The 26,221-nt window shown below is 66.7% G+C and carries 30 protein-coding genes and 1 pseudogene; 17 read left to right on the top strand and 14 right to left on the bottom strand.

The features are described 5' to 3' along the window. Nucleotides 1–20: 20 nt before the first annotated feature. The 4 genes from msrA to ET475_RS07225 form a co-directional block, all read right to left on the bottom strand. Complete coding sequence (msrA, locus tag ET475_RS07210) at nt 21–575, bottom strand: peptide-methionine (S)-S-oxide reductase MsrA (RefSeq protein WP_129387869.1); 555 nt, start codon at nt 573–575, stop codon at nt 21–23. Between the two features lie 75 nt (nt 576–650). Next, nucleotides 651–1,121: an SdpI family protein gene (locus ET475_RS07215; protein ID WP_129387872.1), complete on the bottom strand. Its 471-nt coding sequence runs from the start codon at nt 1,119–1,121 to the stop codon at nt 651–653. 124 nt (nt 1,122–1,245) lie between these two features. Then, nucleotides 1,246–1,692 (bottom strand): Fe-S cluster assembly sulfur transfer protein SufU, encoded by a 447-nt coding sequence (gene sufU / locus ET475_RS07220; protein ID WP_129387919.1) that lies wholly within the window; start codon nt 1,690–1,692, stop codon nt 1,246–1,248. Then, nucleotides 1,689–2,963: a SufS family cysteine desulfurase gene (locus ET475_RS07225; protein ID WP_242497797.1), complete on the bottom strand. Its 1,275-nt coding sequence runs from the start codon at nt 2,961–2,963 to the stop codon at nt 1,689–1,691. The genes sufU and ET475_RS07225 overlap by 4 nt, the downstream gene beginning before the upstream one ends. A 97-nt stretch (nt 2,964–3,060) precedes the next feature. Between ET475_RS07225 and ET475_RS07230 the strand changes: the two genes are divergently transcribed. The 8 genes from ET475_RS07230 to ET475_RS07265 all read left to right on the top strand — a co-directional run bounded on the left by ET475_RS07230 (nt 3,061) and on the right by ET475_RS07265 (nt 7,023). Next, the gene (locus tag ET475_RS07230) at nt 3,061–3,264 is read left to right on the top strand and encodes an antitoxin MazE-like protein (RefSeq protein ID WP_129387923.1); all 204 of its coding nucleotides are present in this window, start codon (nt 3,061–3,063) and stop codon (nt 3,262–3,264) included. Next, entirely contained in the window at nt 3,261–3,602 is a 342-nt protein-coding gene (locus ET475_RS07235; RefSeq protein ID WP_207205434.1) for a type II toxin-antitoxin system PemK/MazF family toxin, read from the top strand. Before ET475_RS07230 ends, ET475_RS07235 begins: the two co-directional genes overlap by 4 nt. 91 nt (nt 3,603–3,693) lie before the next feature. Further along, a complete protein-coding gene (locus ET475_RS07240) occupies nt 3,694–4,056 on the top strand; it encodes a YbaB/EbfC family nucleoid-associated protein (protein ID WP_129387925.1) in 363 nt (120 codons plus the stop codon). Further along, entirely contained in the window at nt 4,053–4,364 is a 312-nt protein-coding gene (locus ET475_RS07245; RefSeq protein WP_129387927.1) for a hypothetical protein, read from the top strand. The genes ET475_RS07240 and ET475_RS07245 overlap by 4 nt, the downstream gene beginning before the upstream one ends. Beyond that, the gene (locus ET475_RS07250; RefSeq protein WP_129387930.1) at nt 4,361–5,584 is read left to right on the top strand and encodes a hypothetical protein; all 1,224 of its coding nucleotides are present in this window, start codon (nt 4,361–4,363) and stop codon (nt 5,582–5,584) included. The genes ET475_RS07245 and ET475_RS07250 overlap by 4 nt, the downstream gene beginning before the upstream one ends. Next, complete coding sequence (locus ET475_RS07255; RefSeq protein WP_129387932.1) at nt 5,584–6,003, top strand: SMI1/KNR4 family protein; 420 nt, start codon at nt 5,584–5,586, stop codon at nt 6,001–6,003. The genes ET475_RS07250 and ET475_RS07255 overlap by 1 nt, the downstream gene beginning before the upstream one ends. A 5-nt stretch (nt 6,004–6,008) precedes the next feature. Beyond that, the gene (locus tag ET475_RS07260) at nt 6,009–6,467 is read left to right on the top strand and encodes an SMI1/KNR4 family protein (protein ID WP_340638618.1); all 459 of its coding nucleotides are present in this window, start codon (nt 6,009–6,011) and stop codon (nt 6,465–6,467) included. After that, complete coding sequence (locus tag ET475_RS07265) at nt 6,457–7,023, top strand: RNA 2'-phosphotransferase (protein ID WP_129387936.1); 567 nt, start codon at nt 6,457–6,459, stop codon at nt 7,021–7,023. The genes ET475_RS07260 and ET475_RS07265 overlap by 11 nt, the downstream gene beginning before the upstream one ends. A gap of 29 nt (nt 7,024–7,052) precedes the next feature. On the opposite strand, the gene ET475_RS07270 is transcribed toward ET475_RS07265, so the two are convergent. Both ET475_RS07270 and ET475_RS07275 read right to left on the bottom strand, forming a co-directional pair. Further along, nucleotides 7,053–7,694, bottom strand: coding sequence for an HAD family hydrolase (locus ET475_RS07270; RefSeq protein WP_129387938.1), 642 nt, complete (start codon nt 7,692–7,694; stop codon nt 7,053–7,055). Nucleotides 7,695–7,737: 43 nt separating this feature from the next. Continuing rightward, entirely contained in the window at nt 7,738–9,162 is a 1,425-nt protein-coding gene (locus ET475_RS07275; protein WP_129387940.1) for an ATP-binding protein, read from the bottom strand. Nucleotides 9,163–9,300: 138 nt separating this feature from the next. Between ET475_RS07275 and ET475_RS07280 the strand changes: the two genes are divergently transcribed. Then, a complete protein-coding gene (locus ET475_RS07280) occupies nt 9,301–9,660 on the top strand; it encodes an RNA 2'-phosphotransferase (protein ID WP_165310801.1) in 360 nt (119 codons plus the stop codon). An 83-nt stretch (nt 9,661–9,743) separates the two neighbouring features. Here ET475_RS07280 and ET475_RS07285 read toward each other — a convergent pair whose 3' ends face one another. Continuing rightward, nucleotides 9,744–10,940, bottom strand: a complete 1,197-nt coding sequence (locus ET475_RS07285; protein ID WP_129387944.1) for an epoxide hydrolase family protein — start codon at nt 10,938–10,940, stop codon at nt 9,744–9,746. A 61-nt stretch (nt 10,941–11,001) separates the two neighbouring features. Here ET475_RS07285 and ET475_RS07290 point away from each other — a divergent pair, with 61 nt between their 5' ends. The 4 genes from ET475_RS07290 to ET475_RS07305 all read left to right on the top strand — a co-directional run bounded on the left by ET475_RS07290 (nt 11,002) and on the right by ET475_RS07305 (nt 15,453). Beyond that, nucleotides 11,002–11,994 (top strand): helix-turn-helix transcriptional regulator, encoded by a 993-nt coding sequence (locus tag ET475_RS07290; RefSeq protein WP_129387946.1) that lies wholly within the window; start codon nt 11,002–11,004, stop codon nt 11,992–11,994. Between the two features lie 107 nt (nt 11,995–12,101). Further along, complete coding sequence (locus ET475_RS07295) at nt 12,102–12,449, top strand: ArsR/SmtB family transcription factor (RefSeq protein WP_129387948.1); 348 nt, start codon at nt 12,102–12,104, stop codon at nt 12,447–12,449. Nucleotides 12,450–12,463: 14 nt separating this feature from the next. Beyond that, on the top strand, nt 12,464–13,444 hold the full coding sequence (locus ET475_RS07300) for an SRPBCC family protein (RefSeq protein ID WP_129387950.1): 981 nt from the start codon (nt 12,464–12,466) through the stop codon (nt 13,442–13,444). A 200-nt stretch (nt 13,445–13,644) separates the two neighbouring features. Then, nucleotides 13,645–15,453, top strand: coding sequence for a glycerophosphodiester phosphodiesterase family protein (locus ET475_RS07305; RefSeq protein ID WP_129387952.1), 1,809 nt, complete (start codon nt 13,645–13,647; stop codon nt 15,451–15,453). Between the two features lie 11 nt (nt 15,454–15,464). Here the strand turns inward: ET475_RS07305 and ET475_RS07310 are convergent, their stop codons facing one another. The 3 genes from ET475_RS07310 to ET475_RS07320 form a co-directional block, all read right to left on the bottom strand. Then, a complete protein-coding gene (locus ET475_RS07310) occupies nt 15,465–16,718 on the bottom strand; it encodes a mechanosensitive ion channel family protein (protein WP_165310803.1) in 1,254 nt (417 codons plus the stop codon). A 99-nt stretch (nt 16,719–16,817) separates the two neighbouring features. After that, the gene (locus tag ET475_RS07315) at nt 16,818–17,828 is read right to left on the bottom strand and encodes a LacI family DNA-binding transcriptional regulator (RefSeq protein ID WP_129387956.1); all 1,011 of its coding nucleotides are present in this window, start codon (nt 17,826–17,828) and stop codon (nt 16,818–16,820) included. A 21-nt stretch (nt 17,829–17,849) separates the two neighbouring features. After that, entirely contained in the window at nt 17,850–19,529 is a 1,680-nt protein-coding gene (locus ET475_RS07320) for a glycoside hydrolase family 13 protein (RefSeq protein ID WP_129387958.1), read from the bottom strand. Nucleotides 19,530–19,621: 92 nt separating this feature from the next. Here ET475_RS07320 and ET475_RS07325 point away from each other — a divergent pair, with 92 nt between their 5' ends. Further along, entirely contained in the window at nt 19,622–20,140 is a 519-nt protein-coding gene (locus ET475_RS07325) for an adenine phosphoribosyltransferase (RefSeq protein WP_129387960.1), read from the top strand. 98 nt (nt 20,141–20,238) lie between these two features. Here ET475_RS07325 and ET475_RS07330 read toward each other — a convergent pair. From ET475_RS07330 to purS, 4 genes and pseudogenes are all read right to left on the bottom strand, one after another. Continuing rightward, a pseudogene (locus ET475_RS07330) lies at nt 20,239–21,161 on the bottom strand (2-hydroxyacid dehydrogenase). 21 nt (nt 21,162–21,182) lie between these two features. After that, nucleotides 21,183–21,518: a cupin domain-containing protein gene (locus tag ET475_RS07335; protein ID WP_129387963.1), complete on the bottom strand. Its 336-nt coding sequence runs from the start codon at nt 21,516–21,518 to the stop codon at nt 21,183–21,185. A 65-nt stretch (nt 21,519–21,583) separates the two neighbouring features. Next, entirely contained in the window at nt 21,584–22,291 is a 708-nt protein-coding gene (gene purQ, locus ET475_RS07340) for a phosphoribosylformylglycinamidine synthase subunit PurQ (RefSeq protein WP_129387966.1), read from the bottom strand. Then, a complete protein-coding gene (gene purS / locus ET475_RS07345; protein WP_129387969.1) occupies nt 22,288–22,536 on the bottom strand; it encodes a phosphoribosylformylglycinamidine synthase subunit PurS in 249 nt (82 codons plus the stop codon). Before purS ends, purQ begins: the two co-directional genes overlap by 4 nt. Before the next feature lie 280 nt (nt 22,537–22,816). On the opposite strand from purS, the gene ET475_RS07350 reads away from it, so the two are divergent. The 3 genes from ET475_RS07350 to ET475_RS07360 all read left to right on the top strand — a co-directional run bounded on the left by ET475_RS07350 (nt 22,817) and on the right by ET475_RS07360 (nt 26,191). Then, complete coding sequence (locus ET475_RS07350; protein WP_129387973.1) at nt 22,817–24,148, top strand: ABC transporter substrate-binding protein; 1,332 nt, start codon at nt 22,817–22,819, stop codon at nt 24,146–24,148. A gap of 70 nt (nt 24,149–24,218) precedes the next feature. Then, on the top strand, nt 24,219–25,313 hold the full coding sequence (locus ET475_RS07355) for a carbohydrate ABC transporter permease (protein WP_129387976.1): 1,095 nt from the start codon (nt 24,219–24,221) through the stop codon (nt 25,311–25,313). Continuing rightward, nucleotides 25,310–26,191: a carbohydrate ABC transporter permease gene (locus ET475_RS07360; protein WP_129387980.1), complete on the top strand. Its 882-nt coding sequence runs from the start codon at nt 25,310–25,312 to the stop codon at nt 26,189–26,191. The genes ET475_RS07355 and ET475_RS07360 overlap by 4 nt, the downstream gene beginning before the upstream one ends. Nucleotides 26,192–26,221 lie beyond the last annotated feature (30 nt).

Here is a 26,221-nt window from a genome sequence, read left to right on the forward strand (position 1 = left end):
AGCCTGTGTGGCGCGCGAGCTCAGGCCGTGGCCGCGCTGCGGCGCGGCAGCACCCACCCCGCCCGGGGAAAGTGGCAGGTGTACCCGTTCGGGTACGTGATGAGGTAGTCCTGGTGCTCGGGCTCGGCCTCCCAGAACGGGCCGGCCGGCTCGATCGTGGTGACCGCCTTGCCCGGCCACAGTCCCGACGCGTCGACGTCGGCGATGGTGTCGCGCGCCACCTGCTCTTGCTCGGGCGTGAGCGGGAAGATCGCCGAACGGTAGCTCGTGCCGATGTCGTTGCCCTGCCGGTTGAGCGTCGACGGGTCGTGGATCTGGAAGAAGAAGGCCAGGATGTCGCGGTACGTCGTCTTCGTCGGGTCGAACACGATTTCCACGGCCTCGGCGTGGCCCGGGTGGCTGCGGTAGGTGGCGTGGTCGTTCTGACCGCCCGTGTAGCCGACCCGGGTGTCGAGCACACCGGGCTGACGGCGGATGAGGTCTTCCATTCCCCAGAAGCAACCGCCGGCAAGAACGGCCGTCTCGGTTCCGGGCTCGCGGCGGATCTCTCCGGTGTCGTGGATGCCGCTGGTCATGGTGCATGCTCCTTTTCTGGCGCTGGGCCGGTCGTCTTCATGGACAACACCGCCGACAGCCATTTTGGTCCCGATTCATGGGCGTCGGCTCCGGCGCGGTGCGGCCGCGCCGACGAAGACGACCGTGGCGATCGCGAGAGCGGGTCCCAGAGCCTCCAGAAGCGATGAGCCCGTCGGCGTCTCGTGCGCGGCAGCTGCCAACGACGAGAACCACGTGAACCCGATCCCGCTGGTCACCAGGGCGCCCGCTCCCAGCCCGAGCCCGCCGCGCACACGGGGGATGTCGTCACCGACGGCGAGCACGATGAATGTGATCAAGACACCTCCGACCAGGGCGGGGAGCAATGCCGACCAGAACGACTGCTGCAGCGGCATCCACCCCTCCGCCTCCCCGAAGACACCCCACTGCGTCGGCACGGTGCCGGGCAGATCCTGCGCGGTGAGGCGGTTGATGACGACCGCCACGGGTGCGACCCACGTTGCCGCGGCAGAGACGAGCAACCCCGCGGGCGTCTGCCGGACGATGCGCCAGGGTGCGGATGTCACGGGGTCCGGCTCTCTCGCATCGCGGCAGCGATGCGCCGTTCGAGGTCGTCGAGGACTCCGATTATCGCACTCGTTATCAAGGTTTATGCCGCCTAAACCTTAATAACGGGTCCACTATTCGGGGTTACGCACGCGCCAGCGCGTCTTCGAGGGCCACCCAGGCGAGCATCGCGCACTTCACGCGTGCGGTGAACTTCGAGACCCCCGACAGGGCTGCGGCATCCCCGAATCTCTCTTCGTCGAGCACAGTCTCGCCCCGGGAACGCATCGCCTCGCGGAACGAGGCGATGAGAGTGGATGCCTCGGCCCGCGGCATCCCCTCGGCATCATCGACGAGCACGGCGAGCATCGAGGCAGAGGCCTGCGAGATGGAGCATCCCGACCCCTCCCACGTGACGTCGCGGATGACGTCGCCCTCGACGCGCACGCGCAGCGTGATCTCGTCGCCGCACACCGGATTGCGCTGATGCGAGGTGGCCGTCGAACCCTCTTCGGCAGCGAGTCCGAAGCCGTGCGGGTGCTTCGAATGGTCGAGGATGAGCTCTTGATACAACGACTCGAGCCCGTTCATCGGCCGACCCCGAAGAACGCGCGCACGCCCGAGAGCGCATCGAGGAAGGCGTCGATCTCTGCTTCTGTGGTGAAGACCGACGCGCTCGCGCGCACGGTCGCTGTCACCCCGAACCGGCGATGCAGCGGCTGTGCGCAGTGGTGTCCGACCCGCACCGCGATGCCGCGCGCGTCAAGCACCTGACCGACGTCGTGCGCGTGCACGCCGTCCACGTCGAACGCGCACAGCGCGACCCGATCTGCGTCGGCGTCGCCGAGCAGTCGCACACCGGCGATGCCGCGGATGCCCTCGCGCAGTCGCCGTTCGAGCACGCGCTCGTGCTCGTGCACGGCCGGCATGCCCAGGGCGTCGAGATAGCGCACGGCGGCAGCCCAGCCGATGGCCTGCGACACCGGCTGCGTGCCGGCCTCGAACTTCTGCGGGGCGGGCAGAAACTCCGCCCGCTCGAGGGTGACGGTGGTGACCATCGATCCGCCGGTGGCAACCGGAGGCAGCGCCTCGAGAACGTCGCGGCGTCCGTACAGCGCACCGATGCCGTACGGCCCGAGCATCTTGTGCGCCGAGAATGCGGCCAGATCCACGCCGAGGGCGGGCAGATCCAACGGCAGGTGCGGGGCCGATTGGCAGGCGTCGAGCACGGTGAGCGCACCGACCCGCTGGGCGAGAGCGACGAGTTCGGCGACCGGGTTGATGATGCCGAGCACGTTCGAGACGTGTGAGAACGTGACGATCTTGGTGCGCTCGCCGATGATCTCGGCGGCGGCATCCAGGTCGAGGGTGCCGTCATCGTGCACGGGGATGTGCCGCAGAACGGCACCCGTGCGCGCGGCCAGTTCTTGCCAGGGGATGAGGTTCGCGTGGTGCTCGGCTTCGGTGACGACGATCTCGTCGCCGAGTGAGAGGCGAACCGCGGATGCCGCGCCGCGGCCGAGGCTCGCGTTGCCGACCGCATAGGCGACGAGGTTGAGAGCGCATGTCGCCCCCGACGTCCACACGATGCTGTCGGGGTCTGCGCCGACGAATGCGGCGACGGCGGCGCGGGCATCCTCGAACCGCTCGGTCGCCTCGGCGGCCAGCGTGTGCGCGCCGCGGTGCACGGCGGCGTTCTCGTGCTCGAGGAAAGACCGCTCGGCATCGAGGACGACACGCGGCTTCTGGCTGGTCGCGGCCGAATCGAGGTACACGAGCGGTTCGCCGTTCACCGACTCGGAGAGAATCGGAAAGTCGGCTCGAACGGCGGTCACGTCGAAGGTGCCGGCAGCAGTTGTCACGCCTTCCAGGCTACGCCGCGTGCGATGGCCGGGCTCTGGCATCCCGCCATCGAATGCATTACGTGTAACTTTCACGTATTGCGCGTAACGTAGTGGTATGAGCAACCGTGTCACCGAGTATCGAGCGCGGATGAAGCAGCGCGGTTATAAGGAAGTCCGGTATTGGGTTCCCGATCTTGCGAGTCCCGAGTTCGGCCGTCGCATCCGGGAGGAGGCGGCTGCGCTCAACGCCGCCGATGAACGGGAGCATACGGCCGCCCTGCTCGACGAGTTCCAGAGCGATGTGATGGGTGAACGGTGACGATCGAGCCTCGGCGCGGTGAGCTCTGGACCGTCGCCGGTGGCGCGGGCAACCCCACGAGCAAGCCGCGCCCGGTGTTGATCATCACGAGCGATGTGTTCTCGGAGCTGGACTACGTCACAGTTCTGCTCGTGACGACCGACTCGACCGAAGCGTTCACGCGCATCCCGCTTGCGGCGAACAGGCAGACGGGTCTTGCCGAACCGTCGATGATCCAGGCGGACAAGATCGTCACCGTGCATCGCCGAAACCTTCGCCAACGCTGCGGGTACGTCACACCCACGGTGCTGGCGAAGGTGCGTGAGACCGTCAGCGCGTACCTCGGATTCGGCGGATAGCGCCCGGCGGATCCGACCGTCGGCCAGGCTCCGGCATCCGGCCTGTGGATAACTCTCGAGGCCCGATCGCGATTTCGGCCAGCATGGATCCATGTTCACGGACGCGGATGAGGCGATCGCTCGGGTCGAAGACGACGTGCGTCGGGCGCAGGGGCGGGCGCAGCGGATGTCACGACTCCAGGAAGCGGCGGCGGCAGCGCGTGGCGTGGGCCGTGGGCGCGAAGTGGTCGTGCAGGTCGATCAGACCGGCGAACTTGTCGACCTACGGATCGCCGATGCCGCCCTCAGCCGCGGCGGCGCCGGTGTCGCTCGACTGGTTCTGGAGTCGATGCGGATGGCCCGCACAGACCTGCGGCGAAACCTGTTGGCGGCGGCATCCGAGATTCTCGGTGACGACGACCCGGTGCTGGGCGGGCTGCGCGCACAGCTCGAGGCGGATGCGACCGCGCGATGACGGTCGCGTGGGACTTCGACGTGCTGCGTGAGCAGGCGCGCAGAGTCGACCAGATCGGCGATGACGTCGGCGAAGCGGCAGCGGCCGCGCGGTCATTGCACCTCTCGGGTGGGGCCTTCGGGGTGCTGTGCTCCTTTCTGGTGCCGCCGGGTGTGGCGGTCACGTCGGCGGCGGCAGAGATGATCGACGCGTCCGAAGCGCTGATGCAGCGCACCGGAACCCAGCTGCGAGGGCTCGCGGAGGACGGCGAGGAGTTCGAGCGGCTCGTCGTTGCCGGTGTGAAGACGCTGGATGGCGAGCTGGAATGAGTGGCTCCCTCGTCGCCGCACCGGTCGAGGCCTCCTCGCCTTTCTCGGGTGCGTTCCTGATCGAAGACGGGCAGGCGTTGGCGGATGCCGTGCAGTCGGGCAACTGGCTCGAGGGTGGCGTGGCTGCGTTCTCGGGCGTGATCGACAGCGCCGCGGCGGTGATCGACCCGATCGGCACGTTGATCGCGAACGGGCTGGGCTGGGTGCTCGATCACGTCGACCCGTTGAGGGGGTGGCTGGACGACTTCACCGGGAACGCCGGCGAAGTCGAGGCCTTCGCCCAAACGTGGGAGAACATCGCCGGGCGCATGCATGAGTCGGGCGATGCACTGTCGCGCCGCACCGATGATGTCGCTGACATGTCGGGCGTGGCGATCGATGCGTATCTGAGCTATGCGGCCGACGCTTCTCGGCATCTTTCCGCGGTGGGCGACTGGGCGGCGGCGATCGGCGCGGGTATGCGGGTGGCGTCGCAGGTGGTGCAGATCGTCCATGATCTGGTGCGGGATGCTGTCTCGCAGATCGTGGGGACGGCAATCTCTGTCGCCGCCGAGACAGCGTTGACGCTGGGGATCGCCGCGCCGTTCACCATCGGGCAGATCAGCACTCGGGTCGCGTCGCTCTCGGCAACCGTAGGGCGCGCCATCACGCGGCTGCAGCGCGGATTGAAGGAGCTGATCCGGCTCATCGGCGAGCTGAAGGGTCTGTTCGCGCGGGGCAGTGGCCTGATCAGCCGGATGCTGCGCGGTGGTGGAGGCTCGTTGCCCGCTGGGTGGGGTAAGAATCAACGAGGCGTCCTGCCGAGTGGCACCGTGTTCAAGCCGGGCGAAATCCGTTTCTCGCAGAAGACGGTCTCGTATCGCAAGGAACGCGACGGAGTCGTCTACACGTACGATGACATCCTTACGAGCATGCGAAAGCGTGGGTGGCAGGGCGAAGCGATCGACGTCGTGAAGATGAGCGACGGCGGCGTGACGAGCCTCGATAACACGCGGCTGCTCGCAGCCAACGAACTGGGAACGGATGTGTATGCCAACGTGCATGATCTCGACGAGGCCTTGAACGCCGCCGAAGTGGACCGGTTCGAGTCACTGCAGCATGGAACGCCTTCAACCTGGGGCGGTGCCGTCGACATACGTGTAGCGAAACAAGGGACGAAGTGGGCGGGAGCGAACCCGAGCGGCTCGTTCGAGTTGCCTCGCGTGACGGGGAGGGGCTGATGGCGGGGTTCCACGTAATGCCGATAGGCGAGCGAATCGCAGAATTTCAGGCAGTGATGCCGTCTGGCTTTCGTGCACCCGCGCGGTTTCTCGTGCTCTTGCGCGAGCCTGCGTTGGTCGATATTTACCCATGGCGTTGGCTCTATCCGTATCGAGGCCATGAAGGCTCGTGGTCGAAGACAATCAGGGCGCAGTATCCCTCGCGGGCACTCGTGCCCTTTGCAAAACACGATCTCAATGACGACGTCTTCTGCTTCGACGGGACCGACACGACGGGCAACCCACGCGTGTACATCGTGCACACATTCGCGTCACCCGGCTGGGAAGACCGCGGCTACTGGGATGACTTCGATGTGTTCATGGAGGCAGCAGAAGAAGAACACGCCGAGTGGTTGCGCGAAGAAGCGAAAGACGAGTGACGACGATGAAGCCACCGCCAGAGCGCTCCGCGATGAGCGAGAGACTGAAAACATTCACCGCCCTATGCCCTCCGGGCCTTACTCTGCCGGCGAGCTTCGATGCAATCCTTCGACAAGAAGAACCGCCCGACATCGAACCATGGGAGTGGCTCTTCGAATATCACGAGTGGCTGCAGTTCTGGGTGCAGACCATCAAAGAGCAGTACCCGGCGCGGCCTCCCTTGATTCCATTCGCCAAGAACGGCGGCAGCGACGACGTCTTCTGCTTCGACGGTACCGACACGGCAGGCAACCCGCGGGTGTATATCGTGCACACCTTCGCAAGCCCCGGTTGGGAGAACCGCGGCTATTGGGATGACTTCGACGACTTCATGGAAGAGGCCGAAGAGGTGAACGCCGAGTGGGTGCGAGACGAAGAAGAGTACAGGCAGCAGCAAGCGAAGGACGAAGCCGATGACCAATGACGTGACGCTGAGCAAGACGATGTCGCACGCGCTCCGCCATGCTCCCGAAGAGTACGGACTGCTGTTGGATGCCGCTGGCTGGGCGGACCTCGAGAAGGTTCGCGAGGCCGTCGCGAAAGCCCTGCACACGCCGATCACGATCGATGACATCGAGCGGGTCGTCGCCGAATCGCCGAAGCGTCGTTTCGAGTCCGACGGCGTCTCTATCCGCGCCGCCTACGGCCACTCGATCGACGGACGCATCGAGCATCCCGTCGCAACGGAGGCTCCCGCACAGCTGTTCCATGCGACGGCACCGAGCGTGTTGCCCGCCATCCGCACCGAGGGCTTGCGGGCGATGGGACGGCAGTACGTGCACCTTGCCGTCGACCGCGACGTGGCTCTCCGGGTCGGGAAGCGCAAGGCCTCCAACCCTGTCCTGCTCACGATCGAGGCCGCGAGGTTCCGTGCCGACGGGCATCCCCTCTTCGCGGCGGGACCGTACATCTTTCTCGCCGATGGCGTGGCGCCCGAGTACCTTTCTGAGGAGCCGGGCGCGGCAACCTCATACGGGTAGCGCGCGACGGAGCCGCGGCATCCCGCCTCTCATTCGTCGCCGAGAACAATGCCTTTCAGCTCGCGCAGGGACTGGATGCGGTGGGTCGCCCGCGAGAAATCCTGTGTCTTCGTGAACTCGTTGTGCACGACGGCGCAGTCGATCCCCGCGGCGACCGCAGAACTCAGACCCCGTGACGAGTCTTCGACGACGAGCGTCTCGGCCGCCGTCGCGCCGAAACGCCGCAGCCCGGCCAGATAGGGCTCGGCGTCGGGCTTGGCGCGCTCGTAGTTCTCGCGGGTGAGGACGAACTCCATGAACGGCACGATCTGACGCTTCTCGTGGATGAGGTCGAAGTCCGTGCGCTTCGACGTCGTGACGATGGCCATGCGCGCGTGCTCTGCAAGCTCGGCAAGCGTCTCGATGACGCCGGGGATCTCGATGTCTTCGGTCCGCAGGTATTCCTGGTAGTAGTCATTGCGACGGCGGCGCAACCGATCCAGGGTCTCGTCATCGACTCCGGCGGCTCGCGCGCGGTGCCACGTGCCCAGACCCAGGCTCATGTCGTGCAGGTACGAGTCCAGATCAACCGACACGCCCACCTCAGCAAGGGCGCGCTGACCCGCGCGAAAGTACCAGGGCTCGGTATCGACGAGGACCCCGTCGTGGTCGAGGAGAACGAACTTCTTCACTCGTCGAGTATTCCAGCCGGTCACTCGGCCCGCAGATTCGCGTCTACTCTGCTGGCTCCCACATGGCCCGCGGGTCTTTAGGGGACCTCCCGGTCCACTGGACCAGCCCTTCAGCTCGAAGCGCGTTGAGTTGCTTGACGAGTGTGGGACGGCTGAGGCCTGTCAGTTCCAGCAGGTCACCGGTTCCCAACGGCTGGTGGGTCGCCCGGAGGGCGCTGAGCGTATCGGACGCTCCTCGAGGGAGCCGCTGCAGAACGTCCTCAGGGAGGCGCGACTGGGCCGAGAGTGTGAGCGTGACGGACCCGGTGCCTTGTCTGTACGCCGGGTCAGTGAGGCCTCGATCGCGCATCTCCTCGAACATGCGGCGAATGCCCTCACCCAGCTCCCGCGTGATCCGGAGGTCTGTGCACACTCGCGCTATGCGCGGATTCCTCGCATAGCGGCTGATGTCGAGTGGCCGTGTCGGATCGGCCAGACCGGGGAACCGCCCGGGGCTAGTGATCTCGATGCGGTCCGGGAAGATCTCCACACGCACGTGGTCGCCAGCCAGACTGTAGGAGCGGTGGACGACAGCATTGACGAGCCCCTCCATCCACGCGTCGGGAGGGACGACGGGCTCATCTACGAAGGTGCCACCCAACAGTCGAGTTCGCCGAGGCTGCCAGGCATCGATCAGCGAACGTGCGCGACCGATTGCCGTCGGGATGGGACCTTCGACGCGCTCATCGAAACCAGCCTCAACATTGAGATTCGCCCCCGATCCCCGGCTTGTGCTGCGATATCGAACGACACGGATGACAGCGTGAGGGAAGCCCTCGGTGGGGTTCGGCGCGAACAGAAGATACCCGGCCGCGGTGACATCGCCCGTCGATGCCAGCAGCCCGCGGTTGCGCAGGAGTTGGGTGTTCGTGCCGCTGAAGCCGGCATTCAGGCGATAGTTCCTCAGAAGAGTGGGGTCCAGGTCTGCAGGCGTCATATTGGAGACGGGGGATCCGTCGAACTGCGCCACCCCGCGGTCGAAGTGCAGTTCCTGTCGTTGGGCGAACCCAAGCTTCCGCGATTCGTCGCCGACGCGAAGGTAGCAATCCCCGTTCGTCATCTCGTGGACGGCTTCACCGGGCTGCACGTGTGCGATCAGCAGATTGTCCAGCTCTTGCAAATCGTTGATGCAACCGACGGTGCTGAAATGCGTGCGCACCGGGGGCGAAGTGTGGTCCATGGAGGCCTGGCGCAGCGCGTTCACCGACTTGGCGTGATTCCGAGTCCCCTCGACAGCGCCGTTGCTGAGACCGATGATCACCGTGCCGCCCTCCGCATTCCCCATTGCGCACAGGGTCTTCGCGAGGTCCTTAGGGGCGATGCGCACAGATTTGCGCTCGAACCACTGGTCCTCAGGAAGCGCGAGCAGTTGCGCCGCGCGTTGACGGATATCGGCGTTGAGTGCGCGATCGACCTCGTTGGTTGACATGAAGCTACTCTAAACTCTTTAGAGTAGCTTCATGTGATCGACGCGCAGTGTCTCGTCGCAGCCACGCGCGGGGCGCCGTGTGCTGTTCGCGACCGCCACGGAATGGGGCACCCGCGTTCGCTGCCGAGGACGAAGCCGATGACCAATGACGTGACGCTGAGCAAGACGATGTCGCACGCGCTCCGCCATGCTCCCGAAGAGTACGGACTGCTGTTGGATGCCGCTGGCTGGGCGGACCTCGAGAAGGTTCGCGAGGCCGTCGCGAAAGCCCTGCACACGCCGATCACGATCGATGACATCGAGCGGGTCGTCGCCGAATCGCCGAAGCGTCGTTTCGAGTACGACGGCGTCTCTATCCGCGCCGCCTACGGCCACTCGATCGACGGACGCATCGAGCATCCCGTCGCAACGGAGGCTCCCGCACAGCTGTTCCATGCGACCCCACTCGGTGGATCGAGGGAGCTGAGAAGCCGAACTCCGAAACGCTCGTGCGACTGAATGTCACTCAATGGAGTCCACTGCGCACTCGCCGCATGGCGCTGAGGCGGACCCTGCTCACGGGGCCCGCCTCAGTCATGTGGTCAGCGGAGTGCGGAGAAGAACTCTCTGAGGTCCTCCGTCAGCGCCAGGGGTACCTCCATTGCTGCGAAGTGACCGCCCTCGTCATGCTCCGACCAGTACACGATGTTGCTGTTCTCCCGATCAGCGAACGCCCGGATCGTGCGGAAGTCGTTCGCGAAGACGGAGACGCCCGTCGGCGCATCATTCACAACGGCGGGAGCGCTGGGGTCGGTGACTCTGGCGTCTTCGTAGTACTGACGGGCGGCTGATCCAGCCGAATTACTGAACCAGTACAGTGCGACGTTCCCGAGCACCTGGTCGCGGCTGAGAAGGTTGCCGTCACCGAACCCGACGATCAGCTCGTTCCACGCGAGGAGTCCGGCTGGCGAGTCGGACAGGGCGTGAGCCACAGTCTGCGGCCGGGTGGACTGCATCGCAGAGAAACCCGCACGCGCCTGGAAGTTGGCGAGCGTGGCGAGCGACTCATGGTCCTTCTGGCTGAGCTTCTCGAACTCTGCGGGGTCGCCGGACGGGAAGGAGAACAATTGCAGCACGTGCGTGCCGACCAGACCGATCGGGTTCAGCAGTCCGAACTCGCGACCGATGAGCGATCCGCCGTCACCGCCGTGTGCCCCGTAGCGCTCGTATCCGAGCCGCTTCATCAGTGTGTCCCAGGTCGCGGCGATCCGGGCCGATGACCACCCTCCTTCGATGAGCGGAGAGCTGAAGCCATAGCCGGGAACCGAGGGGATGACGACATCGAACGCGTCCTCTGCCCGACCGCCATGCGCCACTGGATCCGTGAGCGGTCCGATCATGTCCATGAACTCGAGGAACGATCCCGGCCAGCCATGCGTGAGCACGATGGGGAGCGCGTTCTTCTCCTGGGAGCGCACGTGGATGAAGTGGATCTGCTGCCCGTCGATCTCTGTGAGGAAGTGGGGGACGGCGTTGATCTTCTCTTCGAGTGCGCGCCAGTCGAACTCGGTGCGCCAGTACTCGACGAGCTCAGCAACCCACGATGTGGGAACGCCGTATGCCCAATCGTCGCCCGGCGCGGAGGGAGCGAAGCGGGTGCGGAGGAGCCGGTCGTTGAGATCGTCGATCTCAACCTGCGGGATCGCCACCGTGAACGGACGAACGGACTCGTCGTGCGTCGAGGTCTCGCGGGAACGGACGGTTGTGGTCTGCGGCGTGAACGCTGTCGTGTGTGTCATGTGACGAGGCTATTTCGGCAATAGGAACACCTGCTTCCGCTTGTGCTGGCATCCTGAATGAATGTTGGAAACGTCCGCGCGGCTCTTCCGCCTCCTCTCGCTCCTGCAGTCCAAGCCGCACTGGCCTGGCGCCGAGCTGGCTCAGCGGCTCAACGTGTCGACACGCACTGTTCGCAACGACATCGAGTGCCTCCGCCGGCTCGGATACCCGGTCGATGCCCGCCATGGTTCCGCCGGTGGCTACCGGCTCAGCGCCGGGGCGAACATGCCGCCGTTGCTCTTCGACGATGACGAGGCGGTGGCCACGACCATCGCACTGGCCACAGTCGGGACGAGTCAGATGGCCGGCATGGGCGAGAGCGCTCAACGCGCCCTCGCGAAGTTGGAACAGGTCATCCCGAGCCACGTGCGCGCCAAAGTCGCCGCTCTCCGCACGGCGACACAGGTTCCGGTGCCGTCGACTCGCGGAGCCGACCCTGCGATCGTCGACGCGGAGACGCTGACCGCTGTCGCCATGGCGATCCAGGAGCATGAGTGGCTGCGATTCGACTATGTGCGCTTCTCTGCCAACGGCTCCGCCGAGGAGCCCGCGAGTCGTCGGGTCGAGCCATATCGCCTGGTCAGCTGGCGTGGTCGCTGGTATCTGGTGGCATTCGATCTCGAGCGCGACGATTGGCGCACCTTCCGCCTCGATCGCATGCAGCCACGCGCTCGCACCTTCCGCCCATTCCCACCTCGCGAACTGCCGGCTGATGCGTCGACTCTTGTGCTGAGAGGAGTCGCCGGCGCCGGATGGCGTGTGCACGCCAGGATCGTCGTGCACGCGCCGGCTAAGGAGGTCTTGTCGCGCATTGATCCGACAGTCGGCGTTGTGGAGGTCCTCGATGAGCACACCTCGGCATTGGCGACAGGTGCGGACGGTTACGAGACGATCGCCGTCTACATCGGGATGCTGGGCCTGGACTTCACGGTGAAGGATCCGCCCGAACTCGTCGCGCACATCGATCTGCTCGCAGGGCGCTATCGTGCCGCTGTCGAGGCGGCGACGCGGTGAGTGTCACGATCACCGCGACGCACTCTGCGAACTCGTCCGTCGAGTGAGTCGTTGCGACACCACCAACCCCTTGACGCGGCATCCTGCTTCGCCTAATCTACAACCAAATGGTTGTACAAAATGAACTCAGCGACGACGACGTCGACCGGATCTTCCGGGCCCTCGCCGATGCGACCAGGCGCGACATCCTGCGGCGCACCGTCACCGACGAACAGTCGGTGTCGGCACTGGCCGCCGACTATGACATGTCGTTCGCCGCCGTGCAGAAGCACGTCGCCGTTCTCGAAGCGGCGCACTTGATCGTCAAGCGCGCCGAAGGCAGGGAGCGGCTCGTGCGGGCCGATCCCGCCGTCATCGCCCGCGCCCAGCACCTGCTGGAGCGCTACCAAGACCTGTGGCGCGGCCGCATCGACCGGCTCGACGCGCTGCTGGCCGAAGACCGAGAAAGCACCTGACAAGAGGAATGATCATGCCCGTCACCGATATCTCTGCTGACGCCGACACGCTGACGATGAACATCGTCGCCGACTTCGACGCCCCGCTCGATCGCGTGTGGAAGGTGTTCACCGACCCACGCCAGCTCGAACGCTTCTGGGGCCCTCCTGGCTGGCCGGCCACCTTCACTCGGTTCGACTTCGCCCCTGGTGGCCTCGCTCAGTACTACATGACCAGTCCCCAGGGCGAGGTCTCGCGCGGTCGCTGGGAGTTCCTGAGCATCGATGAGCCACGCTCGTTCGAAGTGCTCGACGGATTCGCCGATGCCGACGGCGACCTCACCGGCGACATCGATCCGATGCGCATGGTGTTCGCGTTCGAAGAGACCCCGACCGGCACGCGGCTGAATGGCAAGACCTACTTCACGTCGGCCGATTCGCTCGAACAGGCTGTGCAGATGGGCATGGTCGAGGGCACGCGTCTGGCGATGGGTCAGCTCGACGCCGTGCTGCAAGATCTGCGTGCCTACGCCGCGGTCAAGGGCACCCAGATCGAGGTGCTCGACGACCAGCACGTGCGCATCACGCGGCTCATCGACGGCCCGCGCGAGCTCGTCTGGCGCGCGCATCACGAGCCCGAGCTGATGAAGCGCTGGCTGCTGGGCCCCGACGGCTGGCGGATGACGGTGTGCGAGATCGATCCGGCACCCGGCGGCGCCTACCGCTACGCCTGGGAACCCGAGGACGGCATCGAGGGGCAGGCGTTCGGGTTCGACGGGGTGACCCTTGTCGCCGAGGCCCCGCGGCGCGCGGTGACCACCGAGCACATGACCGGCACGGATTACCCGACCACGATCAACGATCTGCAGCTGTACGAAGAAGACGGCGCGACGCTGCTCACCCTGCTGGTGGAGTACCCGGATGCCGCAACCCGCGACGCGGTGCTGGCGACAGGCATGGTCGACGGTATGGAGACCAGCTACGCACGCCTCGAGCGCGAGCTGATCGCGAGCTGAGGGGCGTCAAATCGTGAGTGGGATGCCGCTGACCGCGGCATCTCGCCGACGGTGGCATCACGCTCACGAAAGGAGGAGATCTCACCAAACGAGTACAGGATGGGGCCGTTGTCTCCTCCTTTGGTGAGATCTCCTCCGCTGGTGAGATCTCCGCCCGGCCCTCAGCATCCCCTCGTCCAGGCCCGATATCCTGTCCTCTCGTGAGCGCGTTGATGCAGAAGACGCGAGCCCCTCGGCTCGAGATTCGCGCGCACCTCTCACACGTCTGGCAGGCCGCCCACCGTGGTCTCGCCGAGAGCATCTGGAGCATCGTGCTCATCCAGGCGTTCAGCGCCGGTGTCGCGGTGCCGGCGATCGGGTTTCTGTTCGGCCTCGCGCTCTCGCACGCCGGTCTGACCAACGTGACCGATCACAACATCGGCACGCTCCTGGCCGACCCGGTCGCCGATCTCATCCTGGCCGTCGTGCTCATCGTCATGCTCGCCGCCGTGCTGCTGCAGTTGGCCGCCTTGTTCGCGATCTCGGCGCGGCAGCATCGCGGGCGGGTGCTGAGCGTGCGCGGCATGGTCCGCGACGCGGCGCGCAACCTGCGGGTCGTGTGGCATCCGCAGGTGCTCATCTTGTCGGTCTATCTGCTCGTGCTGGCGCCGGTCACGGGGCTGGGGTTGTTCTCCGCGGTCACGCAGGGCATCGCGGTCCCGCCCTTCGTGACCCGTGAATACCTGAAGTCGCCGCTGGGCAGCGCCATCTACCTCGCCGCGGCGCTGGCGCTGGTCTTCGTCAACGCGCGGCTCATCTACACCGTCCCGGTCATGTTCCTGCGCCGGATGCCTCCGCTTGCCGCCATGCGCGAGAGCCTGCGGATGACTGCCCGGTGGCGGGTGCTTCGCGTCGTGGTGATGATCGGCGTGCCCGCCGGGCTCGCGTGGGCCCTGTCATCCGGGCTCGCCGAGCTCGTCGTGGGATTCACCCGTCTCGAGCTCGACACGGCCGCGGTGAGCGTGGCGACGGGGATCGTGAAGACCATCGGTCTCGTCCTCATCGCCTGGGCGACGGTCACCGCGATCAACATGTTCGTCGCCGACACTCTCGGCGCCCCGGCCGCCGCGCACCCCGAACGTGCTCGCCTCGCGCGTGTACCCTCTCCCACCCGACGGCGCTGGGTGTCGCTGGCCGCCGTCGCAGTTGTGTTCACGGTCGCGACATCCACCTCTGTCTCGGCAGCGTTGGCAAGCCCCGCCCAGCCCAGCGACACCATCGTCATCGGCCACCGCGGGTTCTCGGGCGGAGGTGTAGAGAACACCCTGAGCGCGCTCGACGCGGCCGCGGCAGCGCAGGCAGACGCGGTGGAAATGGACGTGCAGCAGACGAAGGACGGGGTCTGGGTCGCCTCGCACGACACGAACCTGCTGATGGTCGCCGGGCGCAACCAGAACATCTACGACATGACCGCCGCCGAGGTCACCTCGACGCGCGTGCGCGAGGGCGGTTTCGAAGACACCATCCCGACGATGCAGCAGTATGTGCGCCGCGCCGTCGAACTCGGGATGCCGCTGCTGATCGAGCTCAAGGTGACCGGGCACGAGCATCCCGACTTCGTCGAAGACTTCCTCGCGGTGCTCGACGGGCTCGGGGTCACCGATGATGAGACGTACCACTCGCTCGACCCGGACGTGGTCGTCGAGCTGAAGCGGCTGCGGCCGCAGTTGCGGGTCGGGCTCACGATCGCTGTCAGTCGCGGAGGCGTGCCGGCCAGCCCGTGTGACTTCTACGTCATCGAGCAGGCCTCGTTCACGACCGACTTCCTGACCGAGGCGCATCGCCAGGGCAAGGCCGTGTACGTGTGGACGGTGAACGACGACGACGGTTTGCGCCGCTTTCTGCGGTCACGGGTCGACGGCATCGTGACAGATCACCCCGACCGCGCGCTGCAGTTCCGGTCGGAGTTGGCCGGCACCGACGCTGTCGCCTTCACGGTCGAAGACGCCCTGGGCCGGCTCGTGCCCTGAACCAGGCTCGATCAGATCTCGTCGTCGCGGGATGCCGCGGCCTGCGCGGCCTCGATGTCGGCCAGGCGCAGCGGCTTGGTCTCATCGCCGCGTGATCGCTGGTCGGCATCGGTCTTGGCGCGGGGCGTACGGGCAGGTTTGGGGAACGCCTCGCCGTCGCGTTCGATCGTCTGGATGCGGGTGCGCGGCAGGCCCTCGGGGTTCTCTTTCTGCAGCCAGAGCAGCATCTCTTCGCGCACCGTGCGCGACAGATCGAACATCGAGAAGGCGTCGGCAGCGCTGATCAGCGCCCGCACCTGCACGTACCCGCCGACGGTGTCGGTGACCCGCAGTGACGAGGCGGCGCCGTCCCACAGCCCGCTCTCGGCGAGGATGCGGTCGAGCTTCGTGCGCATGCGCGGGATGTCGACTCCCCAGTCGAGGTCGAAGAAGACAGTGCCCAGCACGGCCGTCGACTCCCGCGTCCAGTTCTCGTAGGGCTGCTGCGTGAAATAGGTCGAGGGCAGCACCAACCGGCGCTCATCCCAGACCCGCACGACGACGTAGGTGAGGGTGATCTCTTCGATGTAGCCCCATTCGGCGTTGACCACCACGATGTCTTCGAGCCGGATGGCACCGCTGAAGGCCAGCTGCATCCCGGCGAACACGTTGCTCAGCGTCGACTGGGCGGCAAGGCCGGCAACCACCGACAAGAAGCCGGCCGAAGCGAGAAGCGTCGTGCCGATCGCGCCGATGCCGGGGATCGTCAGCAATGCGGCGCCGACGCCGATGATGACCGTTCCGGCGCCGATGAGCCGCCGCACGACCGCGACCTGGGTGCGTGCTCGCCGTGCCTGCCAGCCGTCAGAGCCGTCGGTCGCATACCGCGCGAGCCCGAGGTCGGCGGCGAAGACCAGTGCCGAGCCGATAGCCCAGGTGATCGACAGCACCAGCAGCACGACGAACACGTGCCGGAACACCTCGGCGGCATCGCCCCGATAGGGCAGCGTCAGACGCAGGGAGACCCACGCGAGGATGACCGAGGTCACCACGACGAACGGCACGCGCGTGCGCCGTTTGAGCAGGATGACCCAGGGGCGATCGCGTCCGACGGTGGCGAGAACCCAGGTGAACAGGTAGGCGACCGCGACCACGATCGCCGCGGCGATCACGAGCGCGATCACAGCGTTGACGGCGACGGGCAGGTTCCAGAACGTGACCATGGCCTTCCACACTAGGCGGGTCATCCGGTCCGGCTCAACGGATGCCGTGCGCACGGGCGGCATATCGGCACTGGATAGGCTCGACGAGTGTCGGATCATGCAGCGGCCAGCGACTGACCGACGCCCGCGCGGTGCGGGCGGGGGCGGCATCCCGAGTTTGAGTCAGTCGGCCGCGGGACGCGCCGTCGTGCCGCGCACTATCAGCTCGAACGGCAGCGGCGTCGGCTCGGGTGCCGACCCGCCGCGCAGCGCCGTGAGCATCGCGGTCGCTGCGCGCGCGCCCTGGCGCAGGGGGAATTGGTCGACGGTGGTCAGCCGGAAGAACTCGCCGAGCTCGTGCCCGTCGACGCCGACGATCGACAGGTCGGTCGGCACGCTGTAGCCCATCTCGCGAGCCGCCAGTAGCGCGCCGATCGCCATCTCATCCGATGCCGCGAAGATAGCGGTCGGCTGCTCGCCGGGGCGGCCCAGCAGCTGCTTGGCCGCCCGGAACCCGCCCTCGATCGTGAAGTCGGCGGGCTCGAACAGCGTCGAGTTCACGTCGATGCCGGCCTCTGCCAGGGCAAGCTCGAAGCCCTGACGGCGCTGGGTGGGAATGTGGAAGTCGAGATCGAACTCGCCGCTCGCGCCGATGTGTGCGATCTTGCGGTGCCCCAGGGCCAGCAGGTGCTGTGTCGCCAGATGCGCGACGCCGACGTTGTCGACCGTGAGCGTGCTCAGCTGGGGGTTCGGGCCCCCGATGGCGATCACCGGAATGCCCAAGGCGAGCAGCCCCTCGGTCTCGTCGTCGTCGAGCTCCAGTGAGACGGCGATCACCCCGTCGACGCGGCCGCGTCGCAGCAGCGTGTCGAACACGTTGCGACGCAGCTCACGGTCTTCGGCGAGGCTGTACAGCGTCGTGTCGAAACCCTGACGCATCAGCTCGGTCGCCGTGCCCGAAAGCACGGTGCTGAAGAACCAGCGTTCGAGGAACGGCACCAGCAGCCCGATGTTGCGGTTGCGCCCCGAGGCCAGGCTCGACGCCGATGCCGAGACCACGTAGCCCAGCGATGCGGCGGCAGCGCGCACGCGCTCTTTCGAGGTGTCGGAGACGTGTCCGCGCCCGCTGAGTGCGCGCGAGACCGTCGCGGTGGACACGCCGGCCAGCCGCGCGACCTCGTCGATGCTCACCATGGCGCGTCCTTCCCTTCGTCGTCAGTCCGCCTCGACCCACACGGTGGTGTCGACCGGGATCAGTCCGCCCTGCAGCGGGCCGCTCGAGACGATCACGCGGCCGGCCGGCACAGGCACGGGGTCGGCACCGAGATTCGCGATCACGACGACATTCCCGTTGCGGAATGAGACGGTGTCGGCGCCGGCGCCGTCGATCCATTCCAGCGTGCCGGTGCCCAGGCTGCGCGCGCGGCGTTGGGCGAGCAGCGTCGTGTAGAGCGACAGTGTGGATGCCGCATCCGCCGCTTCCACGTCGCGCGCCAGCTGCTTCCACTCGGCCGGCTGGGGCAGCCATGAGTTGCCGGAATCGTTGAAGCCGTACGCCGGGGCGTCGGCGACCCAGGGCAGCGGCACCCGGCAGCCGTCTCGGCCGTAGCGCTCGTGGTTCGTGCGGAACCAGGTCGGGTCTTGACGCGCATCGTCGGGGATGTCGATGACCTCAGGCAGACCGAGCTCTTCGCCCTGGTAGAGATACGCCGAGCCGGGCAGTGCGAGCATGAGCGTCGTGGCGGCGCGAGCGCGGCGCAGGCCGAGCACCGGGTCGGGCTTGCCGGGCGAGTTCGGGCCGATCCCGTCGCCCTGCGGACTGTCGGCGGTCAGCGCCAGGCGCGACGCATGGCGGATCACGTCGTGGTTCGAGAGCACCCACGTGCTGGGTGCGCCCACGGCGTGGTATTCGTGCAGCGACTCGACGATGACCTCACGCAGCTTCGCGGCATCCCATTCGGTCATCAGGTACCCGAAGTTGAACGCCTGGTTCATCTCGTCGGGGCGCACCCACTTCGCTATTTCGGCGACGGTCGGCATCCATGCCTCGGCACACAGGGCACGATCGCCGTCGTACTCGGCGAGAACCTTATGCCAGTCGCGGTATATGTCGTGCACCTCGGGCTGGCCCCAGTACGGCACATCGGTCTCGTCACCGCCCATCGAACCCGCGTCGGCGGCGGGGGTGTAGTCGGGCAGACCCTTCTTCTTCATCAGCCCGTGCGCGACATCCACGCGGAAGCCGTCGACGCCCCGGTCGAGCCAGAACCGCAGAATGCGGCGGAACTCGGCCTGCACCTCGGGGTTGGTCCAGTCGAAGTCGGGCTGCGACGAGTCGAACAGGTGCAGGTACCACTGACCGGGAGTGCCGTCGGGCTCGGTGACGCGGGTCCACGCCGGACCGCCGAACACCGACTGCCAGTTGTTCGGCGGCAACTCGCCGTGCTCGCCCTTTCCCTCCCGGAACAGGTAGCGGGCGCGCTCGGGGCTGCCGGGGGAGGCCGCCAGCGCCTGCTGGAACCAGACGTGCTGGTCGGAGGAGTGGTTGGGCACGAGGTCGACGATGAGCCGGATGCCGTGGGCATGTGCCTCGCCGAGCATCGCATCGAAGTCGGCCAGCGTGCCGAAGAGCGGGTCGACGTCGCAGTAATCGGCGACGTCGTATCCGGCATCCTTCTGCGGGCTCGTCATGAAGGGGCTGAGCCACACCGCATCGACGCCGAGGGCGGAAAGCTCGGCCAGATGCGCGGTGATCCCGGGCAGATCGCCGATGCCGTCGCCGTTGCTGTCGGCGAACGAGCGGGGATAGATCTGGTAGATGACGGCGGAGCGCCACCACTCCGCTCCGCGGGCGGAGGGCAGGGAGTACACGGCGTCGGGCGCGGTCGAAGTCATGGCCCCCATGCTAGTGCAAGCGCTTACATGGATGTGGGGAGACGCCGGGAACACCTCGGCGGCCGCTCAGGGCCTCAGCGTAGGGTTGTCGGGTGCCAGACGACAGACTCATCCGGGCCGAGGGCCTGATCCGCAGCATCCCCGACTATCCCGAGCCCGGGGTGCTCTTCCGCGACATCACGCCGCTTCTGGCCGACGCCGATGCGTTGCGGGCGACCATCGACGCCATGATCGAGCCGTTCGCGGGCACGTTCGACGTCGTCGCGGGCATCGAGGCGCGGGGGTTCTTGTTGGCCGGTGCCGTGGCGATAGCCGCCGGTGTCGGGCTGGTGCCGATCCGCAAAGCCGGCAAGCTGCCCCGGCCCGCGGCATCCGTCGACTACGCCCTTGAATACGGCACGGCCACGATCGAGGCGCACGACGACATCCGGCCGGGTATGCGTCTGCTGCTGGTCGACGATGTGCTGGCCACCGGTGGCACGCTGCAGGCCGCGCACGCCCTCGTGGCCGAGCTGGGCGGCACCGTTGTGGGAACCTCGGTGCTCATGGAGCTCGACGCGCTCGGCGGCCGGGCCGTGGTCGGCGACGTGCACACCGTCTTCGGCGCCTAGCGGCAATTCCATATGGAATTTCCCGCCCCACATCAAACTGCCGCAAAATTGATGTGGCCTGGGAAAATCCATATGGAATTTCCCGGGGGTGGGGCGGGTCAGGATGCCGGGAGCACCACGTTCAGCGGCGGCTCGCCGGCGCGCATCCGATCGATCTGCGTGCGGATCAGCCGCGCGATGCGCGGGCGCATGGCGGTGGACGCCCCACCCACGTGCGGCGCTATCAGCACACCGGGCAGCGACCAGAGCGGGTGATCGGCCGGCAGCGGCTCGGGGTCGGTGACATCCAGCGCCGCACGCACCCGGCCGCGCCGAGCATGCTCGACCAGCGCGTCGGTGTCGATGAGCGGCCCGCGCCCGACATTGACCAGCAGCGCCCCGTCGGGCAGCAGCGACAGCGCCGCGTCGTCGATGATGTGCCGGGTGGCATCCCCACCGGGAAGACTCAGCACGACGATCTCGGCCGTCGGCAGCAGCGCGGCCAGCTCATCGACGCCGTGCACACGCACACCGTCTTCGTCGCGCGCACGGTGCGCGACCACCGTGAGATCGACCTCGAACGGCTTCAGCCGCACGGCGACCGCCTTGCCCACTCCGCCGTAGCCGAGAAGCAGCACACGCCGGTCGGCCAGACTCGCCGCGAACACCGGAGACCACTCGGCCCGATCCTGCGCCCGCACGAAATCGGGCAGATGGCGCTGCGCGGCCAGCGTCAAGGCGAGCGCCAGCTCGGCAGTCGAGGTCTCGTGCACGCTCGCGGCGTTCGCGAAGGTGTGCCCGGGCGGCAGCACCTCGGCGATCCCGTCGTACCCGATCGACTGACTCTGCACGAGCCGAGTGCGCACGCCCGCCAGCCGGGGGTAGACCGCTCCCGCGTTCATGTACGGCGGAACGACGATGTCGATGCGCTCACGGGGGATGCGGCATCCATCGCCCAATCGATGACCTCGACATCGGCGGGCAGCGGCTGAAGATCGGCGGCGAGCTGTGCGGTGGGAACGGAGACGACGAGACCTGCCATGCCCCTCACGCTACCGCCGGCTCACAGCTGCTTGACCACTGTCAGCAGGAACGCCGAATCGTCGACGGCCTCCACCGCGTGCCGCCCGGGCGGGACCATCAGCAGATCGCCGGGCAGTCCCTCCCACACGACATCGCCCGCACGCAGCCGGATGTGTCCGCTGATCACGTGCACTGTGGCTTCGCCGGGGTTGTTGTGCTCTTCGAGATCGCGCCCGGCCAGCAGCCCGATGACGGTCTGCCGCAGGGCGTGCTCATGGCCGCCGTACACGGTCTTGGCGCTGCGCCCGCTGGGCGCATCGGCGGCGAGCTTGAGTTCGTGTCGCGCCTGCGCGACGAGTGAGATCTTCTGCGACACAGGTCACCTCCGCTGCGCACAGTCAAGCACTTTTCGCGACGCGCTGGTGCTCGGGATGCCGCGGCTCAGGCGGCGACAGCGGCCACTGCGGCGATCGCCGAGACGAAGAAACCCAGGCCGTCGATGCCCGAGCGCATCGCGGCAGCGGTGTCAGGGCCGAAGCCGGGTTCGACGGCGTGCTCAGGGTGCGGCATGAGTCCGACGACGTTTCCGTGCTCGTTGGTCACCCCGGCGATGTCGTTGAGCGAGCCGTTGGGGTTCACCCCGAGGTAGCGGAAGGCCACCTGTCCTTCGCCCTCGATCCGCCGGAGCGTCTCGGCGTCGGCGATGTAGCCGCCCTCGCCGTTCTTGAGCGGAATGACGATCTCCTGCTCCGCCTCGAATGCGTTCGTCCAGGCGGTGTCGGTGTTCTCGACGCGCAGCTTCTGGTCACGGCGCACGAACTGCTGGTTCGCATTGCGGATGAGTCCGCCGGGCAGCAGGTGCGCCTCGACGAGCATCTGGAAGCCGTTGCAGATGCCCAGCACCGGCATTCCGCTCGCTGCGGCATCCTTCACTTCTGCCATGATCGGCGAGAGCGCCGCGATCGCTCCCGAACGCAGGTAATCGCCGTAGCTGAAGCCGCCCGGCAACACGAGGGCGTCGACACCGGCGAGGTCGTGTGAGCCGTGCCAGAGCGCGATCGGTTCGGCGCCGGCGATGCGGATGGCGCGCTGGGCGTCGCCGTCGTCGAGCGAACCGGGAAACGTGATGACCCCGACGCGCACCGTCATTCCACGACCTCGATGCCGACGACGTCTTCGATCACGGCGTTCGAGAGCACCTCGTCGGCGATCTTGCGCGCTTCGGCCAGCACGGCTTCGTCGACCTCGCCGTCGACGGTGAGCTCGAACCGCTTGCCGATGCGCACGGCGCTGAACGCGCTGTCACCGATGCGGGCGAGGGCGCCTGCGACGGCCTTCCCCTGCGGATCGAGCAGTTCGGCCTTGGGCATGACGTCGACGACGATGGTGGGCATGAGGGCTCCGGATGTCGCGGAAAAAGGGTGCCTGTCCAGTCTACGGTGCCGCGCACCCGCCGCTCGCGAAGCAATCCCAGGCGGCCGTCGGCCCCGAATCGTCGTGACCAAACTGTGACAAAAGTCGTGGGAGCGCTCCCTTGACGCTCATGGGAGCGTTCCCATACAGTAGGTCGCACGTGAGTGGGAGCGCTCCCAAAAGGACGGCTGTTTTCAGATCGCGCTCCCGCCCGCCCGCTCGCATGACCCGATAACCCGCACACCACAAAGGAGTGACACCGTGAAATCACGTGCACTGCGACGCGCCCTCATCGTGACGGCCGCCGCATCCACCGTCGCCATCGCGCTCGCCGGCTGTTCCGGCAGCGACGACAAGGGCGCCTCCGGCGACTCAAACGAGAAGATCACGCTCACCGTGACCACGTTCGGTTCGATGGGCCTGGACTCGCTCTATAAGAAGTACGAGGCAGACCACCCGAACATCACGATCAAGCCCACCAACATCGACACCGGCGGCAACGCGCTGACCGACTGGCAGACCAAGCAGGCCGCCGGTTCGGGTCTGCCCGATGTGCAGGCTGTCGAAGAGGGCTGGCTGAGCAAGGTCATGCAGGTCAGCGACTCGTTCACCGACCTGCGCGACTACGGCGCCGACGACATCAAGGACCGCTGGGTCTCTTGGAAGGTCGACCAGGCCACCGACAAGGACGGCCGCATCATCGGCTACGGCACCGACATCGGCCCCGAGGGTCTGTGTTACAACAGAAAGCTGTTCGCCGCAGCCGACCTGCCCACTGACCGCGACGAGGTCGCCAAGCTGTTCGGCGGCGACGACGCGACCTGGGAGGACTACTTCAAGATCGGCAAGCAGTATCACGAGAAGACCGGCAAGGCCTGGTATGACCAGTCCGGCTTCGTCTGGAACTCGATGGTCAACCAGCTGCCCGAGGGCTACTACAAGGCAGACGGCACGCTGAACGTCAAGGACAACGCCGACCTGAAGGCGCGCTGGGCACTGCTCGCGCAGGGTGCAGCCGACGGCCTGTCGAGCAACCAGACGCAGTGGGACTGGGGTGGGGGCAAGGCCTTTATCGATGGATCGTTCGCGACCTTCGTGTGCCCCGCGTGGATGCTCGCAAACGTCAAGGGACCGACCGAGGCTGCCGGCGGTGACGCCAGCACCGGGTGGGACTTCGCCGACGTCTTCCCGGGTGGCCCGGCCAACTGGGGCGGTTCGTTCCTGACCGTGCCGACCACCTCGAAGCACCCGAAGGAGGCCGCAGCGCTGGCCGAGTACCTCACCAGCGCTCCGTCACTGGTGACCGCCTTCCAGGCTGCCGGTGCATTCCCGAGCGTCATCGAGGCACAGACCGACCCCGGCGTGACCGGTGAGAGCGAACTGACGAAGTTCTTCAATGACGCCCCGATCGGCAAGATCCTGGCCCGACGCGCCGACGGCGTGAAGGCGCAGTTCAAGGGCCCGGATGACTCGGTCATCCAGGAGCAGGTGTTCGGTCCGAGCATCCAGCAGCTCGACTCTGGCGACGCCGACGGGCAGCAGGCGTGGGACAACGCCATGAAGCTGCTCGACCAGCTGGTCGTCAACAACTAGCGGACCCCCGCACACCGCCGGCGGCCTCTCGCCCCGAGGGGCCGCCGGCACCCTCTCGTCAGGCACACTCATGACTTCCACGATTTCCTCGCCGCCACGCCGCCCGCAGGCCCCGCCCCGAGATGCGGCATCCACCTCGCGGATCACCTTCCGTCAGCGCCTCAATCGCTGGGACGTGCGCTACTCGCCGTACTTCTACGTCGCCCCGTTCTTTCTGCTGTTCGGCGTCGTCGGCCTGTTCCCCCTGCTGTACACATTCGTCGTCTCGCTGAACGACTGGAACCTGCTCACCGGCCCCGGTGACTGGGTGGGGTTGAAGAACTTCACCACCGAGCTGACCGACCCGCTGTTCTGGAACTCGGTGTTCAACACCTTCAGCATCTTCTTCCTCTCGGCGATCCCGCAGTTGATCGCGGCCACGGTCATCGCCGCCGTGCTCGACCAGAACCTGCGCGCGAAGACGTTCTGGCGCATCTCGGTGATCCTGCCCTATGTGGTCACCCCGGTCGCGGTCACCCTCATCTTCAGCAACATGTTCAGTGAGAAGTACGGCCTCATCAACAATCTGCTCGACGCTTTCCACCTGCCGGGGGTGATGTGGAAGACCGACACGCTGCCCAGCCACCTCGCCATCGCGACCATGGTCAACTGGCGCTGGACCGGGTACAACGCACTCATCCTGCTGGCTGCCATGCAGGCGGTGCCGCGTGATCTTCACGAGTCCGCAGCCATCGACGGCGCGGGCGCGGTACGCAGGTTCTTCTCGGTCACCATCCCCAGCATCAAGCCGACGTTCATCTTCGTCGTGATCACCGCCACGATCGGCGGGCTGCAGATCTTCACCGAACCGAAGCTCTTCAACGCCGCCAGTGCCATCCCCGGTGGTCCACAGCGGCAATATCAGACGACGGTGCTGTATCTGTGGGACCTCGCCTTCAACCGTCAGAACTTCGGCAAGGCCGCCGCCGTCGCCTGGATCCTCTTCCTGATCATCGTGCTCATCGGCCTCGTCAACTTCCTCATCACCCGCAGCATCTCCGGCGCTGAGGCCAAGGCGATATCGCGTCGCAAACAGCGCAAGCTCGCCCGGGTGCGTGCTGCAGAAGCCGCAGCGGTGGATGCTTCGCCCGCCGTGGCCGCCGGCACCGAAAGGGGCATCGAATGACCGCCCAGACTCTCACCGCCGCGCCCGCGCGCGCCAGCCGGCACCGTCGCGGCGGTTTCGGCATCGAACGCCGCCCGGGGTGGTTCAGCTATACCCTCGTCGCTGTCTTCTTCATCGCGGGCGCCTACCCGTTGTACTGGTCGTTCATCGTCGGGTCGCGCGACAACTCGGCCATGACCCAGACGTGGCCGCCGCTGCTGCCGGGCGGGCAGTTCTGGACGAACGTCGGCGAAGTGTTCGACACCATCGATTTCTGGAAGGCCCTCGGCAACTCGATCATCGTGGCCGGTGTCATCACGGCGTCGGTCATCTTGTTCTCCACGCTGGCCGGGTACGCGTTCGCGAAGCTGCGGTTCCGGGGTCGGGAGGGCCTGATGGTCTTCGTCATCGCGACGCTGGCCGTGCCCACACAGCTGGGCATCATCCCGATGTTCATGGTGATGAAGCAGTTCGGCTGGACCGGCACGCTGGGGGCTGTCATCATCCCCACCTTGGTGACGGCTTTCGGCGTGTTCTTCATGCGGCAGTACCTGGTCGATGTGATTCCCGATGAGCTCATCGAGGCCGCTCGCATCGACGGCGCCAGCATGATCCGCACGTTCTGGCATGTGGGTGTGCCCGCGGCACGCCCCGCCATGGGGATCCTGGGCCTCTTCACCTTCATGACCGCATGGACCGACTTTCTGTGGCCCCTGCTCGTCGTGCCGCAGAACCCGACCCTGCAGGTCGCCCTCAGCCAGTTGCAGAGTGCGCGCTATGTGGACTACTCCATCGTGCTCGCCGGTGCGATCCTGGCGACCCTGCCGCTGATCGTCGTCCTGATCGTGGCCGGAAAGCAGCTGGTCAGCGGCATCATGGCCGGCGCTGTGAAAGGCTGAGTGGTGACGACTCCCCGTCTGACCATCCCC

This window comes from Microbacterium protaetiae (assembly GCF_004135285.1).
In the GTDB taxonomy this organism is placed as follows: domain Bacteria; phylum Actinomycetota; class Actinomycetes; order Actinomycetales; family Microbacteriaceae; genus Microbacterium; species Microbacterium protaetiae.

Bases quoted from the DNA above. Each gene is read 5' to 3' on its own strand.
- msrA (WP_129387869.1), bottom strand. From the start codon at position 575: ATGACCAGCGGCATCCACGACACCGGAGAGATCCGCCGCGAGCCCGGA.
- sufU (WP_129387919.1), bottom strand. From the start codon at position 1,692: ATGAACGGGCTCGAGTCGTTGTATCAAGAGCTCATCCTCGACCATTCG.
- ET475_RS07230 (WP_129387923.1), top strand. From the start codon at position 3,061: ATGAGCAACCGTGTCACCGAGTATCGAGCGCGGATGAAGCAGCGCGGT.
- ET475_RS07240 (WP_129387925.1), top strand. From the start codon at position 3,694: ATGTTCACGGACGCGGATGAGGCGATCGCTCGGGTCGAAGACGACGTG.
- ET475_RS07245 (WP_129387927.1), top strand. From the start codon at position 4,053: ATGACGGTCGCGTGGGACTTCGACGTGCTGCGTGAGCAGGCGCGCAGA.
- ET475_RS07250 (WP_129387930.1), top strand. From the start codon at position 4,361: ATGAGTGGCTCCCTCGTCGCCGCACCGGTCGAGGCCTCCTCGCCTTTC.
- ET475_RS07255 (WP_129387932.1), top strand. From the start codon at position 5,584: ATGGCGGGGTTCCACGTAATGCCGATAGGCGAGCGAATCGCAGAATTT.
- ET475_RS07260 (WP_340638618.1), top strand. From the start codon at position 6,009: ATGAAGCCACCGCCAGAGCGCTCCGCGATGAGCGAGAGACTGAAAACA.
- ET475_RS07265 (WP_129387936.1), top strand. From the start codon at position 6,457: ATGACCAATGACGTGACGCTGAGCAAGACGATGTCGCACGCGCTCCGC.
- ET475_RS07275 (WP_129387940.1), bottom strand. From the start codon at position 9,162: ATGTCAACCAACGAGGTCGATCGCGCACTCAACGCCGATATCCGTCAA.
- ET475_RS07280 (WP_165310801.1), top strand. From the start codon at position 9,301: ATGACCAATGACGTGACGCTGAGCAAGACGATGTCGCACGCGCTCCGC.
- ET475_RS07285 (WP_129387944.1), bottom strand. From the start codon at position 10,940: ATGACACACACGACAGCGTTCACGCCGCAGACCACAACCGTCCGTTCC.
- ET475_RS07290 (WP_129387946.1), top strand. From the start codon at position 11,002: ATGTTGGAAACGTCCGCGCGGCTCTTCCGCCTCCTCTCGCTCCTGCAG.
- ET475_RS07295 (WP_129387948.1), top strand. From the start codon at position 12,102: ATGGTTGTACAAAATGAACTCAGCGACGACGACGTCGACCGGATCTTC.
- ET475_RS07300 (WP_129387950.1), top strand. From the start codon at position 12,464: ATGCCCGTCACCGATATCTCTGCTGACGCCGACACGCTGACGATGAAC.
- ET475_RS07310 (WP_165310803.1), bottom strand. From the start codon at position 16,718: ATGCCGCCCGTGCGCACGGCATCCGTTGAGCCGGACCGGATGACCCGC.
- ET475_RS07315 (WP_129387956.1), bottom strand. From the start codon at position 17,828: ATGGTGAGCATCGACGAGGTCGCGCGGCTGGCCGGCGTGTCCACCGCG.
- ET475_RS07320 (WP_129387958.1), bottom strand. From the start codon at position 19,529: ATGACTTCGACCGCGCCCGACGCCGTGTACTCCCTGCCCTCCGCCCGC.
- purQ (WP_129387966.1), bottom strand. From the start codon at position 22,291: ATGACGGTGCGCGTCGGGGTCATCACGTTTCCCGGTTCGCTCGACGAC.
- purS (WP_129387969.1), bottom strand. From the start codon at position 22,536: ATGCCCACCATCGTCGTCGACGTCATGCCCAAGGCCGAACTGCTCGAT.
- ET475_RS07355 (WP_129387976.1), top strand. From the start codon at position 24,219: ATGACTTCCACGATTTCCTCGCCGCCACGCCGCCCGCAGGCCCCGCCC.
- ET475_RS07360 (WP_129387980.1), top strand. From the start codon at position 25,310: ATGACCGCCCAGACTCTCACCGCCGCGCCCGCGCGCGCCAGCCGGCAC.